The following is a 14,587-nucleotide window of genomic DNA, read 5'->3' as shown; positions in this document are numbered from 1 at the left end:
CCATCGAGGCCAGCAGGGGCGCCATCGCGACAACGGCGCAAGACGCAGAAGGCAGACGGCGGGCGCAAGACCGTAGGCGGTAGGCGGTAGGCGGCAGGCGCGGAAGCGGCCACGAGCGGCACCCCCAGCACGGAAGGGCCGCCGCGACAGCCGGTGAGCGGGGATCGCAGCCCGGCGGCCGCGTTGTCGGCCGTGCGCCCCACCCTCGTCGCGGGGTGGCCCCGGGTACGGCATGGTTGCGGTTGCCCGCGGCCCACCCCGTACCCGAAATGGATCTCAGCGGGCCAGCCAGCCTCCGTCGACCGGGAGGACCGCCCCGTGGACGTACCGGGCGGCGTCGGAGGCCAGGAAGACGACCGCGCCCTTGAGGTCGCCGGGTTGACCCCAGCGGCCGGCCGGGATGCGGTCGAGGATGCCGGGCGCCCGGTCCGGGTCGGCGCGCAGGGCGGCCGTGTTGTCGGTGGCCATGTATCCGGGGGCGATGGCGTTGACGTTGACGCCGAAGCCGGCCCACTCGTTGGCGAGTGCCCTGGTCAGCCCGAGGATGGCGTGCTTGCTCGCGGTGTAGGCGGGCACCCGGATGCCGCCCTGGAAGGAGAGCATCGACGCGATGTTGATGATCTTCCCGTGGCCCTGGGCGATCATCCGCCGGCCGGCCGCCTGGGAGAGATGGAAGGCGGCGTCCAGATTTACGGTGAGCACGTCGTCCCAGTCGCCCGCGGTCACCTCGGCGGCCGGGGCACGGCGGATGATACCGGCGTTGTTGACGAGGATGTCGATGTGGTCCAGTTCGGACACGTAGGCGTGCACGTCGGCGGTGGCCAGGTCGAGTTCCTTGCTGCCGGCCGCGATCACGGTGGCGCCGGCCTCGGCCAGCGCGTCGGCGCACGCCCGGCCGAGACCGCGGTTGCCTCCGGTGACGAGGGCGACCCGCCCGTCCAGGCGGAAACTGTCCAGCACCATCAAAGGCCCAGGTCCCGCAGCGTGGGCACGGTCCGGCCGACCCAGCGCAGACCGGCGTCCTCGTGTGCGCCCTGGGTACGTTGCAGCTTGACGTCGAGGAGCGTGCACGGGTTGAACGGCAGGTCGTTGAGCCCGGCCGCCACGGGGATGCAACAGTGATACCGACAGTCCACGATGGAGCTCCTTACCAGGGGTGGGACCAGCCGGGCCGGGCGGTACGGGTGAGCGCCTCGAGGTAGAAGTAGTCCCCCCAGAGGTTGCCCTCGTCGACACCGACGGCCTTGGGTTTGTCGTAGACGCCGTGCAGCAGCAGCGCGTTGGAGTCGGGCCGCCGCACGGTCGAGTAGCCGTCGATCAGCGATCGCAGGATCCGGCCGGCGGACGCCCGATAGTGATCAGCCAGCGACGCCGGGACGTAGGCGGCCAGCTCCAGCAGGCCGTTGACCGCGATGGCCGCCGCCGAACTGTCCCGCTCCTCGGTGGTCACGGCATCCCGCGCGAAGATCAGATCCCAGTGCGCGACGCCGTCCTCCGGGAGATGTGCCAGGAAGTAGTCGGCACACCGGACCGCGGCCGCCAGCAGCGAAGGGTCTCCGGTGTACTGGTGGTTGAGCGTGAACCCGTAGATGCCCCACGCCTGGCCACGGGCCCAGCACGACTCGTCCGCGCTGCCCTGCTCGGTCTCTCCGCGCAGCGGCTCGCCGGTGGCCGGATCCCAGTAGAACGTGTGGTACGTCGTGTCGTCCGGCCGCAGCAAATGATCGCGCAGCTGGGCGGCATGCCGCCGGGCGGCCGCGGCATATCGGGGGTCCCCGCTGGTCCGGCTCGCCCAGAACAGCAGCGGCGTGTTCATCAGGCTGTCCACGATGGTGCGTCCCTGCTGTCGCGGATCGGCCAGGTCGCCCCAGGCCTGGATGATCCCCGCGGACGGCAGCACCCGGCTGAGCAGATGATCGGCGGCGGACAGCGCGGCACGTCTGGCCTCCGGGTCCCGGCTTCGCCGCCACGCGGTCACGCAGGAGAGGGTGTAGAGGAACCCCAGATCGTGGGTGTCGAGATCGATGCCCCGGCCGACCCGGTCGGCGAACGACCGGACGTGCGTGCAGGCCGCCTTGCGGTAGGTGTCGTCGCCGGTCAGGTCGTGGGCGAGCCACAGCATCCCGGGCCAGAAACTGGTGGTCCAGCCGGTGTTCGCAGGCCGGGGCCGATAGCGATCGTTCTCGGTCGTGTCACCCGGGTACCGGTCGCCGAACTCAGCCATGTTCGCGTCGATGGTGCGCAGGGCGGCGGTCACGGCAGTTCCGGTCTGGTCGGCGATCGCCGTCATGTTGTCCTTCCGGTCGGGGTCAGGGTGAACCGGCTGTTCGCCCAGACGACATAGAGCAGCGGACTGGCCACGACACCGATCGCGATGGCCGGCCGCGCTGCCAGCAACGCCTCGAACAGCACCAGCGTGACCAGCGAGAGCAGGCTCAGGTACCAGCGTCGTACGCCGAGGTGGAGTCCGGCCCGGGCGGCGTCGCGCAGTCGCGTCCCGGGGCGGTCGGCCAGGAGCACCAGCACCAGCAGTGTGGTGACGGCGATCAGCGTCATGGCCACGGTGATCATCGGCAGGACGAGGGCGCCGATCGGCCTGCCCCACGCCCAGCGCGCGTCCACGCCGAGGACGAGCAGCACGACGGTGGCGAGCGTCCCGGTGGTCAGCGCGCGTCGCGCCGAGGTGCGCCAGGCCGTCCAGAAGACCTTGACGACCGGGCTCGGGTACGACTTGAGCACCGTGAACACCGCAACCAGGGCCGGTCCGCCGAGCGGCGCGAACAGTACGAGCAGCGGCCAGGTCCGTCCCGGGTCGGTGGTGAGCACGACCAGCACCAGCGGCGCGCAGGCGATCGCGAGCAGCAGGTTCGTCAGCAGTGCCGTGTGCACCGCCTGGAAGATCCGGCCGGGGTTCATCCCTTGAGTCCCGTGGTCGCGACGCCCTCGACGAAGTACCGCTGCCCGGCCAGGAAGATCACCACGACCGGCAGCACCGACAGCACCGACCCGGTCATGATCAGCGCGTACTCGGCGTTGTACTGGCCGATGAACGACTTCAGTCCGATCTGGATCGTCCACAGGTCGGGGCTGCGCAGGTAGAGCAGCGGCCCCAGATAGTCGTTCCAGGTCGTGACCAGGGTGATCAGGCTGAGACTGGCGAGTGCCGGCACGGACAGCGGCAGCATGATCCGGCGGTAGATGCCGTACTCGTTCATCCCGTCGATGCGGGCCGCGTCGAGCAGTTCGTCCGGGACGGTCTCGTAGAACTGTTTCATCATGAAGACGCCGAGCGCACCGAACGCCTGCAGCGCCACGATCGACCACAGGGTGTCGGTGAGCTGCAGTTTCGTCATCATCACGAACTGCGGGACCATGTACGACGCCCACGGCACCGCGAGCGTGCCGATGTAGGCGAGGAACAGCACGTCGCGTCCGGGGAAGCGGATCTTCGCGAAGCCGTACGCCGCGAAGCTGCCGGTGAGGACCTGCAGCAACGTGACGATCGCGGCCAGGAAGACGGTGTTGCCGAGCCAGGTCGTCATGTCCGACTTGCGCCAGATCTCGGCGTAGTTGCTCCACACCGGGTCGGTGGCGATCCACTGGATCGGGACGGTGAAGACCTCGTTGTTGGTCTTCAGCGACGACATGACCATCCAGTAGAACGGCAGCAGCACCCCGACGGAGGCCACCCCGAGCGCCAGATAGCCCAGAACCCGCCAGCCCCGGGACGGACGGCGTGCCGGCATCCCGGTCGCGGCCGGCGCCTCTTTCACAGCCAGCAGGGTGGTCATCGGTCACTCCCGCGCTTGTTCACGACGAACTGGATGATCGTCACCAGGAAGCAGATGGCGAAGAGCACGATGGAGACCGCGGACGCGTAGCCGAACTGGTTCTCCTCGAAGCCCTTCTGGAAGATGTACTGCGACAGCACGAGCGTGGACTGGCCGGGCCCGCCGTCGGTCATCACCAGGATCACGTCGAACACCTTGAAACTGTTGATGGTGATCAGCACGGTGACGAAGAACGTGGTCGGCCGCAGCCCCGGCAGCGTGACCGCCCGGAACCGCTGCCACGCGTTGGCCCCGTCGACCCGGGCGGCCTCGTGCAGCTGCGCCGGGATGGTCTGCAACCCGGCCAGGAACAGCAGCATGTAGTAGCCCATGTCGCGCCAGGTGCCGACCAGGATGACGGCCGGCATCGACCAGTCCGCCGAGGTGGTCCAGCCGGGCGGGTTCGCCACGCCGATCCACCGCAGCACCTCGTTGACCGGCCCGAACCCCGGGCTGAGCAGCATGTTCCAGATCTGCGCGATCGCCACGATCGAGGTGATGTACGGGAAGAACGCCACCGTACGGAAGAACGCCACCCCCCGCAGTTTCCGGTTGAGCAACAGCGCCAGGGCGAGGGAGAGGCCGAGGGTGAGCGGGATGTGGAAGACCGAGTAGTAGAAGGTGTTCGTCAGCGCGGTCCAGAAGCTGGTGTCCCGGGCCATCTGCCGGAAGTTGTCCAGCCCGGTCCAGGTCGCGCCGCCGAACACGTCCCACTCGGTGAACGCGTAGTAGAACAGCAGGCCCACCGGCACCAGCGTGAGGATCACGAAGCCGGCGAAGTTCGGCAGCAGGAACGACCAGCCCACCGCCGTGTTGCGCCACCGCCGGCGCCGCACCGGCATCGTCGTCATGCAGAGCTCCTGTCGGGGTCTTGGCGCGGGCCCGGCCCGTGATGCCGGGCCCGCGGGCGGATCACTTGCTGAGGACCTCGGCCTTGGCACGGTCCTGTGCCTTGGTGATGGCCGCGTCGATCGGCGTGGCGCCGGACAGGATCTCCGTGTGCATGTCCTTGAGGATGTTCTGCAGCGGCGCGGTGTACTTGGAGACCGGGTTCTCCGGTTTGGTGTCGTGGCTGGTGAAGGTGAACTTCGACAGGTCGTCGCCCGGCGCGCCCTTGAGCGAGAAGATGGTGTCGGCCACCGAGCTGTTGTCGGCCGGGGTCACACCGATCCCGGCGAGCGCCTTCGCGGCGTCCGCCGAGGCCGCGTACGCCAGGAACTCCTTGGCCGCCGCGATCTTCCGCGCGCTGCTCTTCGGGTTGATGCCGAGTCCGGTCGGGTCGGCGAAGGTGACCGGCGTGGCCGATGTGCCGGTGGTGGCCTTGGTCAGCTGCGGTGCCGGGGCGATACCCCACTCGAAGGCGTCCGCGTCGCCCTTGGCCTGCTGGTTGAGCAGGGTGGCGATGTACCAGGTGCCCATCGTCATCATGGCCGCCTGCTGCTTACCGAACTGGGCCTGGTACGTCAGGCTGTTCGTGGTGGCGTCACCGAGACTGACCTGTGCACCGGCGATCTGCAGGTCCAGCGCCGTCTCGTAGTACGGCTTGAGGTACCCGAAGTCACCGCTGTCCAGGTTGGCGCCCGCGGTCTGGGCGAGTGCGAAGCTCTGCGCCGTGGACTGCCAGGTGTGCTGGTAGGCCCCGAGCGCCTTGTCGCCCTTCGCCTTCAGCCCGGCGGTCAGCTGCTTCGCCGCGGCCGCGTACTCCACCCAGGTCCAGCTGCCGTCCGGGTGCTTGACGCCGGCCTTGTCGAACAGCGCCTTGTTGTAATACAGCACCCACGAGTCCTGGCGGTACGGGATCGCGTAGGTCTTGCCCTCCACCTGGTAGAAGTTCAGGCCGCCGACCTTCGGGCCGAGCTTGCCGGCCACGTCGGACACGTCCACCAGTTGCTTGCCGTTCTGGTAGGTGTAGAAGTTCTTGAGGTTCTTCTGCACGTAGACGTCCGGTGCCTTGCCGGCGGCCAGGTCGGCGATCATCTGGGTGTCGTAGTTGGCGGCGTCGTACTCCTTGAGCTCGACCGTGATGTCCGGGTGCGAGGTCTTGAAGCCGTCGGCGAGGGTCTTGAACTCAGGTGTGGTGGCCAGGCTCCACCCGGCCAGGGTGAGGGTGATCGGACCCGACTCCTCCGAGCCGTCACCGTCGCCGGAGCAACCGGAGACGGCCAGCAGGAGCGCCGTGAGAGCGGCGAGGGAACGCTTCATCTCGACTCCTCTATGTCGATACGGGTGTGTGTGAGGACGGCGTCGGGCCAGACGACCCGCACGCGTGATTGATGGATCTCGACGCGGCACCGCGCCTGCGCCGGGTGGGTGGACAGTTCGACGAACAGCGCGATCCAGCTCTCCGGCACCGGGTGGTCGGTCCACGGCACCCGGACCGGATCGCCGAGCGGGGACGCGTCGTCGTGTTCGGTGGTTCCCGTCTCCCCGCCACCGAGGACCGGGGTGATCCGGGAGGTGAGGACGTCCCCGGTGACCGGCCAGCCGAGGACGCGCAGCCGTACGGCTTCGGCGCTCGCATCGCCGACCCGGACGAGACGGACCTCCCAGGCCCCGCGGACCAGGGAGAAGGTGGTGATCCGCCCGGCCCGGCGGAGGCGTCCGGCGCGGCCCGAGCCGTGGTCCCGGCCGGGCGGATCCGGGTCCAGCCAATGTGCCTCGGTCACCGACCCGGCAACCCCCACATCCCCTTCGACGCGTACGGCCAGAGTGCGCATCCCGGTGCGGTGCGAGTGCCGGCCGGCCGCGTCGACGAGGACGGCCGACTGGTCGGCGGGGTCGGTCCAGCCACTCTCGCCGAGCACCGGGGCGGTGGCCGTGGAGTAGCCGAGCCGGGCGTACAGCGGTGAGTCGCCGCCGGGCACGCCCTCCTCGCCGTGGTCGGTGCCGTGGTTGACGACCCGGACGATGCCGTCGGCGCGGGTGCCGGCGATCAGCCAGCCCGGTGCGCGGACGGCCCGCAGCACGTCGCCGGTCTCCACCGGCAGCGGCTCGGCCGGCGCGGCCCACACCGGATGGTCGGCCGGGAGTGCCACGCCGAGCAGGCCCTTGGCGGCCCAGTAGGGCGAGCCGGGACCGGAGTACGACTGGGCCAGCCGCGGCCACGGACCGTGCCAGCCGAGAGTGAGCAGGTCGCCCGCATCGGCCGCGGGGCCGGTGAAGTGGCCGGCGACCTTGGCCGCGGCGTGCCGTAACCGTCCCGGTGAGTGCGAGGGGACGTCGGCCAGCACCCCGGCCCAGAACGGTGCCGCGGCGGCGAACCGGTAGATCAGGCTGCGGCCCTGCAGCAGCGGCGAACCGTCCGCGCCGACCAGGGCGAGCGCGTCGTCGAGGTACCGGTCGAGAGCGGCCACGTCCTCCTTGCGCGGCCCCGATACCCCGGCCATCCGTGACCAGAGAACCGGGTACAGGTGCAGGGCCCAGCCGGTGTAGTGGTCGAACGCGCGGGCCGAGCCGTCGGACAGCCAGCCGTCGGCGCGCCGGAACGTGTCGTGGGTGGCCAGGTCCTCGGCCATCTCGGTGTCGGAGAACGGCCCGCCGACCGAGCGCAGGAACGTCTGCACGACCAGGCGGAACCAGACCCAGTTGATCCGCGGATAGGTGTCGTCGCCGACGGCCGGGGCCAGGTAGCCGATCACCCGTTCCTGGACGGCCGGGTCCAGCCGGTCCCAGATCCAGGGCCGGGTCATGTCGAGGACGAGGGCGATCGAGGCCGCCTCCACCTTGGCCTGGGAGTGCTCGTTCAGCCGTACCCATCGCTCGGGGTGGGTGGGGTCGGTGCCCGCCGCGAGGCCGGCGGCGTACCGCTCGGCCAGTTCGTCGAGGCCCCGGCCACGTTCGCCGGCCAGGCGGAAACCGGCCAGCAGGAACGTGCGGGCGAAGCCCTCGAGGCCGTCGACCGCCCGCCCGTAGCCACCCTCGGCGCCGGGCAGTGTGAACAGCGCGTGTGACGGCGAGGCGTGCCGGCGCGCGGCGGCGAGGAGACGGTCGGCGAAGCCGGTCCAGTCGTCCCGGGTGCCGAGGGCAGAGTTCAGGGAGGGCACGTCACGCTCCGGAGTCGATCGGGCGGGCACCTGTGATCGGTTTCCGGGAAGTAAAACGCTCACAATCGAGCATGTCAATGAGTTCTTCGCTCAGACCTCGCCAAAAGTGCTCACAGAACGCCGTGACCTGGCCTTTTAGGAGGAGCCTCGACTGTCCGTCCGGCGGTCGGCGACCGCAACTGTCGGCACAGGACGATCAAAGTGATCTGATACGATCGCGATCGATCACGGGGAGGTGACCCATGTTCGTGCCCCCAGCAAACGACCGGCAGGCGTGGAGGTCGGCCGACGAACCGACCCTCCGTCAGCTGTCCGAGCGGGCCCGCGCCACTCTCGGCACGCCGTGGCCTGCTCCGCTCGCCCGTGACTTCGCGCGCTACTTCCGCGACGGCGACCGCGACACGTACGAACAGGCTCTCTGGAAGCGGCACCGGCGCCTGGCCCGCGCCGTGACGCTCACCGCGGCCACCCTCGATCCGGTGTGGCTCGACGAGGTGGCCGACGGCGTCGTCCTGTTCTGTGAGCAGAGCACCTGGTGCTGGCCGGCCCACGACGACACGTTCACCCGGCACGGCTCGGTACTGCCGACCGTCACCGAGCCGTACCTCGACCTGGGCGCCGGTGAGGTGGCCGCGGATCTGGCATGGACCGACCACGTGCTCGGCACCCAGCTCGACGAACGGTATCCCGGACTGCGTGCCCGGATCCGGCACGAGGTCGAACGCCGGGTGCTCACGCCGTTCCTCGAACGGCGGGACTGGACCTGGCTCGGCCTCGACGGGCACGTCCACAACTGGAACCCGTGGATCCACAGCAACATCCTGATCGCCACTTCGCTGCTGGTCTCCTCGCCGGACCGGCGGCGCCGGCTGACCGATCTCGTCATCGAGGGAATCGGGCGGTACGCCGCGGCCGTGCCCGCCGACGGCGCCATCGACGAGGGCTTCCACTACTGGTGGCTCGGGGCGTTGCGCTACCTGGAGACCATGGAGCGCCTCGGCCGCGAACTCGATCCCGAGCTGATCGCCTTCCCGCACCGCGTCCACCTGGGCGGACCCTGGTACCTCAATCACGCCGACGGCCCGGCCCGGCCGTCGCCGCACCAGCCGTGGCACGCCCTGCACCGGCTGGCCCGCCGGATCGGTGCCCACGAGGCCGAGGCGCACGCGGCCACCCACCGGAGGCCCGGCGAACCGGTCGCACACGAGAGCCACGGCCTCGGTTACCTGCTGCAGGCCGTCACCGACCGGGACTGGATCGCCGCGACGCCGGCCGCCTCGCCGCTGCCCCGCGACGTCTGGTTCCCCTCCACCCAGGTGCTGCTGGCCCGGCCCGCCGGAGGCAGCGCCGCGGGTCTGACCCTGGCCGTCAAGGGCGGCCACAACGACGAGAACCACAACCACAACGACATCGGCAGCTTCGTGGTGGCCTGCGGCGGTGTGCCGGTGCTGATCGACCCGGGGCGGCCCACCTACACCGCGCAGACCTTCGGACCCCGGCGCTACGAGATCTGGACCATGCGCTCCACCTGGCACAACACCCCCTCGATCCGGGGTTCCGAGCAGGCGGCGGGACGCGCGTTCGAGGCCCGTGACGTGGCCGTCGACGTCGCCTCCGGAGAACTGACCCTCGACCTCGCCGCCGCCTACCCCCGCGACGACATCCACCGCTGGATCCGCACGGCCCGGCTGGACCGTGCCGGCGGCACGATCACCGTGCGTGACTCCTGGGAGCTGTCGCCGGGCTCCGGGCGCACCGTGATCCACCTCGTCACGGCCGGCCAGGTCACCCTGTCCGGCGGCGGCGCCGACATCGGCCCGGTCACGGTGACCTGGGGCGACCGGCCCTGCACGATCACCACCCGACGGCTCGGCGACCCGATGCTCTCCGAGGTCTGGGGTGACCACCTGACCCGCCTCGACATCGACGTCACCACCCTGGGTCCCATCGGTACCCTCGAACTGACCGTGAAGGAGAAGCAGCGGTGAGCACTTCTGACAAGCGGGGCCCGTTACAGGTGGCCCGCCGGGCGCGGCTGCTGGAACAGTTGCAGCGCGACGGCGTGCTCCGGGTCTCCGACCTCACCGACGCGCTCGGCGCCTCCACGGTCACGATCCGCCGCGACATAGCCCAGCTCGCCTCCGAGGGTCTGGTCCGGCGGGTGCACGGCGGAGTGGCGCTGCCCACCGGCGACGAGGCCCGCGACCCCGAGCTCGACCTCGCCGGCAGCATCGGCATGCTGGTCCCGTCGCTTGACTACTACTACCCGCACGTAGCCCGCGGCGCCGAGGAGGCCGCCCGCGAACTCGACCTGCGGATCGTGCTGCGGGGCTCGTCGTACCAGACCGAGGACGACCGGCCCCAGCTCGACCGGCTGGTCGACCAGGGCGTCGACGCGCTGATCGTGGCGCCCCGGCTGGACGCGCCGACCGCCCAGCAGACCATCGAGTGGCTGGCCGGCCTCGGCATCCCGGTCGTCCTGCTGGAACGCACCGCCACCGCCGGCCCGCACCACGCCCACCTCGAGTCGGTCGTCTCCGATCACGCGCAGGGCGCCGGCATGGCCGTCCGGCACCTGACCGGTCTCGGTCACCGCAAGGTGGGCGTGGTGCTGTCCGGCCCCAGCCCGACCCGCCCGCACATCCACCGCGGCTGGCTCGAGGCGGCCTCCGAGTGCGGCATCGACGTGAGCGACACGGTCGACGCGGTGGTGCCGGACGCGTCCTCACCCGAGTGCAAGGCCGCTCTCGACCGGGCGCTCGACAAGGCCCTCGAGACGGGCACCACGGCCCTGCTGGTGCACGCCGACGCCGAGGCGATAGCGCTGGTCCAGCGCTGCGAGGAACGCCACCTGTCGGTGCCCGGCGACCTGTCGATCGTCGCCTACGACGACGAGGTGGCCGGCCTGTTCAGCCCGGCCCTGACCGCGGTCCGCCCGCCACGGCGCTCGATCGGCCGGGCCGCGGTCCGCCTGGCCGCCGACCGCCTGGCCGACCCCCAGCGCCCCACCCACCGCATCATGATCAGTCCCGCGCTGCGCCTCCGCGACTCGGTCACGTCACCACGCCACTGACCCCACGCGCCCACGTGCGTGGTGAACTGCGGCTCACCCGCGGGCGCACATCACCACGCGGGGTGGGGTGTCAGGCGCGGACGCGGCGGGACAGGGAGGACTGGCGCACCACCAGTTCCGGCGCGACCAGCACACCCTGGGCGGGCCGTTTGTCGCCGTCCAGCAGCCGCGACACCATCAACTCGACGGCCAGCCGGCCGACGTGGTTCTTCGGCGGGCGGATCGCGGTCAGTGCCGGTTCGGCCAGGTGCGCCACCTCGTCGTCGTAGGAGACGATCGCCAGGTCGTCGGGTACCCGGATGCCCTGGTCGGCGGCGTTCTGGGCGAGCACGATGGCCTGCGGGTCACTGTGCACGACAACCGCGGACAAACCCCTGAGCGGTACGTTCACGGCGTCGTCCGCGATGCCGAGGTCCGCGCAGGCCCGGTGCCAGCCCTGCAACAGGTACGCCGAGGTCGGACTGCCACCGGACAGCCGCAGACCGATCCGGCGGTGGCCCTGCTCGTACAGGTGATGGACGGCGATCTCCAGTCCGAGCCCGTGATCGCTGCGGACCCATTCGATCTGCCGGGGTCCGCCCGCCCATCGGCGCGGCTGCCGCTCGACCAGGATCACCGGCACCGGCAGCCGGGTGATCCAGCTGATCATCCGGTCCGCGTCGTCACCGTCCAGGCTGGGGGCCAGCAGCAGGCCCTGCACCTGCCCGGCGTCGACGAGCCGGCCGATCTGCCGGCGGTCCTCCTCCGGGTCGTAACTGGACCCGCGCAACTGCACGTTCACTCCGAGTGCCGCGCCGGCCGCGCGCGCACCGGCGACGATCGGCGGCCAGTAGAAGTCGAGTGACGGCACCACCATGCCGACCGTGAAGGCCGTCCGGCGGGCCGGCAGCGACCGGATGGGCGCCGGCAGGGTGGCACCGCCGTGCACCCGGTGCACCAGGTTGCGGGCGGCCAGGGCGGCGATGTCCCGCCGGATGGTCAACTCACTGACTCCCAGGTCACGGGCGAGGTCGCTGACCCGGACCGCGCCGCTGCGGCGGAGCTCGGTGAGCAGGCGGTCGTGCCGCTGCACCTGGAACAGGGTTGTTCGATTGGTTGCGTTTCCGACCGAGCGGGATCGCACCATGGCCTCACCGTTTCCGACCGTTTACGAAGACGTTACACATATTCTTACGCATCGATCGGGAGCTCGGATGAGACTTCTCGCCGCCCTCGCGGTGGTCCTGCTGTTCGTGGTGCTGCCGGCCCCGGCCCAGGCCGCACCCGTCACGATCACCAACGGGGTCCAGTTCACCGACACGGCGGGAGCCGGGGTGCACGCCCACGGCGGCGGCGTGCTCAAGGCCGGCTCCTACTGGTACTGGTTCGGAGAGAACCGCAACGCCGACGACACGTTCCGCGCCGTCTCCGTCTACCGGTCGGCTGACCTGCGCACGTGGGAGTTCCGCAACAACGTACTCACCTCGTCGTCGGCATCCGAACTGGGCAGCGCCAAGATCGAACGGCCGAAGGTCGTCTACAACGCGTCGACCGGGCGGTACGTCATGTGGATGCACAAGGAGAACGGGACGGACTACGGCGAGGCGCGGGCGGCGGTGGCGTCCTCGGCCACGATCGACGGCACGTACACGTACCACAGCAGTTTCCGCCCGTTCAACCAGTACATGTCCCGCGACATCACGCTCTTCGACGACGGCGGCGTGGCGTACATGATCTCCGCGGCCGACGAGAACCGCGACCTGCAGATCTATCGCCTCACCGCCGACTACCTGCAGGTCTCGACGCTGGTCGGCAATTTCTGGGACAACGCCACGCGCGAGGCGCCGGCCATGTTCAAGCGCAACGGCGTCTACTTCCTGCTCACGTCGGGCACCTCCGGCTGGAACCCGAACCAGGCGAAATACGCGACCGCGACGAGCATCAGCGGCCCGTGGTCCGGGTGGACGAACGTCGGCGACTCCACCACCTTCGGTTCGCAGCCGGCCTACGTCCTGCCGATCACCGGTACGTCCGGCACGAGCTACCTCTACATGGGCGACCGCTGGGCCGGCGCCTGGTCCGGCCCGGTCAACGACTCGCGGTACGTGTGGCTGCCCATCACCTTCCCGAGCAGCACCAGCATGTCGCTGAACTGGTATCCCACCATCACGGTCGACGCGGCCGCCGGGACGGTCACCGGGAACGCCGCCGGCTACTACCGTGTGACCAACCGCGCCAGCGGCAAGGTGATGGACGTGGTGAGCGCCTCGATGGCCAACAGCGCCGAGGTCAAGCAGTACACCTGGAACAGCGGCGGGAACCAGCGCTGGGAATTCCGCGACGCCGGCAACGGGTATCTCCAGATCGTTGCCCAGCACAGCGGGAAGTGCCTGGACGTGGCCTCGGCGTCCACGTCCGACGGCGCCAACATCATCCAGTACACCTGCGGAAGCGGCACCAACCAGCAGTGGCAGTGGGCCGCGACCGGCAGCTACTTCCAGTTGCGGGCCAGGCACAGCGGCAAGTGCCTCGACGTCGTCTCCTCGAACACGGCGGACGGCGCCGACATCCAGCAGTACGCCTGCGGTTCCGGCAACAATCAGCAGTGGTCCCGCACCGCCTCCTGAGCAGGGCGCACCGGCCGGCCGAGCACCCTCGGCCGGCACCGCGACCGTGACCGGCGGGTCTCGTCGCCGCCGGCCGCCCGGTTCGGCGCCGTCCGTCGCCGACGGGATGATGTCAGGCGTGACGATACGGTTCGTAACGCGATGTGAGGTCGACGATCGTGTGCTCAGCGCATTGCACGCCCGCGCGTTCGGTGGTGACCCCGCCGAGGTGAGGCCGTGGGCGCAGCGGCTGGAGAGGCATGCGCTCACCTGGGTCGGCGCGTTCGAGGGCGACGATCTCGTGGGGTTCGTCCAGGTCGGCTGGGACGGTGGCGGTCACGCGTTCCTGCTGGACACCGCGGTCGATCCGGCCCGGCAGCGCGGCGGGGTCGGCCGGCGGCTCGTCGAGGTGGCCACCGCCGAGGCACGGGCGGCGGGCTGCGAATGGCTGCACGTCGACTTCGAGCCGCATCTGGAGAGGTTCTATCTGGACAGCTGCGGTTTCCGGGCCACTCCGGCCGGCTTGATCCACCTGGGTGCGGCGTGACCGGCGAGCCGGAAGTGGTGCTGGAACGGCTCCGCCCGGGCCACGCGCCGGCGCTGCTGGAGTTCGAGCTGGTCAATCGGGCCTGGTTCGCGCGATCGATACCGGATCGCGGCGACCACTATTTCGCCGAGTTCGATGATCGGCACGCGGCTCTGCTTGCCGAACAGGCGACCGGTGCCTGCCATTTTCACGTCCTTGCCGACGAGACCGGCGCGATCGTGGGACGGTTCAATCTCGTGGACGTCAGGGACGGCAGTGCGGAGCTGGGGTTCCGCATGGCGGAGCGGGCGGCCGGGCGTGGGCTGGCGAAACGGGGTGTCCGCCGGGTCTGTGACGTGGCCCGTGACGAGTACGGGCTGCAGCGTCTGACGGCCCGCGCGAGCCCGCACAACGCCGGTTCGCTGGGGGTGCTGCGCGCCACCGGCTTCGTGGTGGCCGGCACCGGCGCCCTGGCGACCGGCGACGAGTTCGTCCGGCACGTCCGTGAGCTGCGGGTGGGGTGAGCCCGA

Annotated in this window: 14 protein-coding genes; 5 read left to right on the top strand and 9 right to left on the bottom strand. The window is 70.4% G+C overall.

Translation table 11 applies throughout. The annotated features are described in order from the left end of the window. Positions 1–276: 276 nt before the first annotated feature. From AB0G04_RS28790 to AB0G04_RS28755, 8 genes are all read right to left on the bottom strand, one after another. Positions 277–963: an SDR family oxidoreductase gene (locus AB0G04_RS28790; protein WP_360988665.1), complete on the bottom strand. Its 687-nt coding sequence runs from the start codon at positions 961–963 to the stop codon at positions 277–279. Beyond that, positions 963–1,136: a hypothetical protein gene (locus tag AB0G04_RS28785; protein ID WP_360988663.1), complete on the bottom strand. Its 174-nt coding sequence runs from the start codon at positions 1,134–1,136 to the stop codon at positions 963–965. Before AB0G04_RS28785 ends, AB0G04_RS28790 begins: the two co-directional genes overlap by 1 nt. A gap of 11 nt (positions 1,137–1,147) precedes the next feature. Then, a complete protein-coding gene (locus AB0G04_RS28780) occupies positions 1,148–2,290 on the bottom strand; it encodes a glycoside hydrolase family 88 protein (protein ID WP_360988661.1) in 1,143 nt (380 codons plus the stop codon). Continuing rightward, a complete protein-coding gene (locus tag AB0G04_RS28775; RefSeq protein ID WP_360988659.1) occupies positions 2,287–2,916 on the bottom strand; it encodes a hypothetical protein in 630 nt (209 codons plus the stop codon). The genes AB0G04_RS28780 and AB0G04_RS28775 overlap by 4 nt, the downstream gene beginning before the upstream one ends. Continuing rightward, a complete protein-coding gene (locus tag AB0G04_RS28770) occupies positions 2,913–3,791 on the bottom strand; it encodes a carbohydrate ABC transporter permease (RefSeq protein WP_360988657.1) in 879 nt (292 codons plus the stop codon). The genes AB0G04_RS28775 and AB0G04_RS28770 overlap by 4 nt, the downstream gene beginning before the upstream one ends. Then, positions 3,788–4,681, bottom strand: a complete 894-nt coding sequence (locus AB0G04_RS28765) for a sugar ABC transporter permease (RefSeq protein WP_360988655.1) — start codon at positions 4,679–4,681, stop codon at positions 3,788–3,790. Before AB0G04_RS28765 ends, AB0G04_RS28770 begins: the two co-directional genes overlap by 4 nt. Before the next feature lie 61 nt (positions 4,682–4,742). Then, on the bottom strand, positions 4,743–6,032 hold the full coding sequence (locus tag AB0G04_RS28760) for an extracellular solute-binding protein (RefSeq protein ID WP_360988653.1): 1,290 nt from the start codon (positions 6,030–6,032) through the stop codon (positions 4,743–4,745). Continuing rightward, positions 6,029–7,873 (bottom strand): DUF2264 domain-containing protein, encoded by a 1,845-nt coding sequence (locus AB0G04_RS28755; protein WP_360988651.1) that lies wholly within the window; start codon positions 7,871–7,873, stop codon positions 6,029–6,031. The genes AB0G04_RS28760 and AB0G04_RS28755 overlap by 4 nt, the downstream gene beginning before the upstream one ends. Before the next feature lie 242 nt (positions 7,874–8,115). On the opposite strand from AB0G04_RS28755, the gene AB0G04_RS28750 reads away from it, so the two are divergent. Both AB0G04_RS28750 and AB0G04_RS28745 read left to right on the top strand, forming a co-directional pair. Beyond that, positions 8,116–9,861: a heparinase II/III family protein gene (locus AB0G04_RS28750; protein WP_360988649.1), complete on the top strand. Its 1,746-nt coding sequence runs from the start codon at positions 8,116–8,118 to the stop codon at positions 9,859–9,861. Continuing rightward, positions 9,858–10,946: a substrate-binding domain-containing protein gene (locus tag AB0G04_RS28745; RefSeq protein WP_360988647.1), complete on the top strand. Its 1,089-nt coding sequence runs from the start codon at positions 9,858–9,860 to the stop codon at positions 10,944–10,946. The genes AB0G04_RS28750 and AB0G04_RS28745 overlap by 4 nt, the downstream gene beginning before the upstream one ends. 70 nt (positions 10,947–11,016) lie before the next feature. Here the strand turns inward: AB0G04_RS28745 and AB0G04_RS28740 are convergent, their stop codons facing one another. Beyond that, a complete protein-coding gene (locus AB0G04_RS28740) occupies positions 11,017–12,018 on the bottom strand; it encodes a substrate-binding domain-containing protein (protein WP_360988645.1) in 1,002 nt (333 codons plus the stop codon). 121 nt (positions 12,019–12,139) lie between these two features. Between AB0G04_RS28740 and AB0G04_RS28735 the strand changes: the two genes are divergently transcribed. The 3 genes from AB0G04_RS28735 to AB0G04_RS28725 all read left to right on the top strand — a co-directional run bounded on the left by AB0G04_RS28735 (position 12,140) and on the right by AB0G04_RS28725 (position 14,581). Continuing rightward, positions 12,140–13,552 carry an RICIN domain-containing protein gene (locus AB0G04_RS28735; protein WP_360988643.1) on the top strand — a complete coding sequence of 471 codons (1,413 nt, stop codon included), beginning with the start codon at positions 12,140–12,142 and terminating at the stop codon, positions 13,550–13,552. A gap of 118 nt (positions 13,553–13,670) precedes the next feature. Further along, positions 13,671–14,078, top strand: a complete 408-nt coding sequence (locus AB0G04_RS28730; RefSeq protein ID WP_360988641.1) for a GNAT family N-acetyltransferase — start codon at positions 13,671–13,673, stop codon at positions 14,076–14,078. Next, on the top strand, positions 14,075–14,581 hold the full coding sequence (locus AB0G04_RS28725; protein ID WP_360988639.1) for a GNAT family N-acetyltransferase: 507 nt from the start codon (positions 14,075–14,077) through the stop codon (positions 14,579–14,581). Before AB0G04_RS28730 ends, AB0G04_RS28725 begins: the two co-directional genes overlap by 4 nt. Positions 14,582–14,587: the final 6 nt, after the last annotated feature.

The organism is Actinoplanes sp. NPDC023801 (assembly GCF_040639655.1).
Lineage (GTDB): Bacteria > Actinomycetota > Actinomycetes > Mycobacteriales > Micromonosporaceae > Actinoplanes.
This window is presented reverse-complemented; position numbering and strand designations above follow the sequence as displayed.

Coding starts and splice junctions, on each gene's coding strand:
- AB0G04_RS28790 (WP_360988665.1), bottom strand. CDS start 963: ATGGTGCTGGACAGTTTCCGCCTGGACGGGCGGGTCGCCCTCGTCACC.
- AB0G04_RS28780 (WP_360988661.1), bottom strand. CDS start 2,290: ATGACGGCGATCGCCGACCAGACCGGAACTGCCGTGACCGCCGCCCTG.
- AB0G04_RS28775 (WP_360988659.1), bottom strand. CDS start 2,916: ATGAACCCCGGCCGGATCTTCCAGGCGGTGCACACGGCACTGCTGACG.
- AB0G04_RS28770 (WP_360988657.1), bottom strand. CDS start 3,791: ATGACCACCCTGCTGGCTGTGAAAGAGGCGCCGGCCGCGACCGGGATG.
- AB0G04_RS28765 (WP_360988655.1), bottom strand. CDS start 4,681: ATGACGACGATGCCGGTGCGGCGCCGGCGGTGGCGCAACACGGCGGTG.
- AB0G04_RS28760 (WP_360988653.1), bottom strand. CDS start 6,032: ATGAAGCGTTCCCTCGCCGCTCTCACGGCGCTCCTGCTGGCCGTCTCC.
- AB0G04_RS28750 (WP_360988649.1), top strand. CDS start 8,116: ATGTTCGTGCCCCCAGCAAACGACCGGCAGGCGTGGAGGTCGGCCGAC.
- AB0G04_RS28735 (WP_360988643.1), top strand. CDS start 12,140: ATGAGACTTCTCGCCGCCCTCGCGGTGGTCCTGCTGTTCGTGGTGCTG.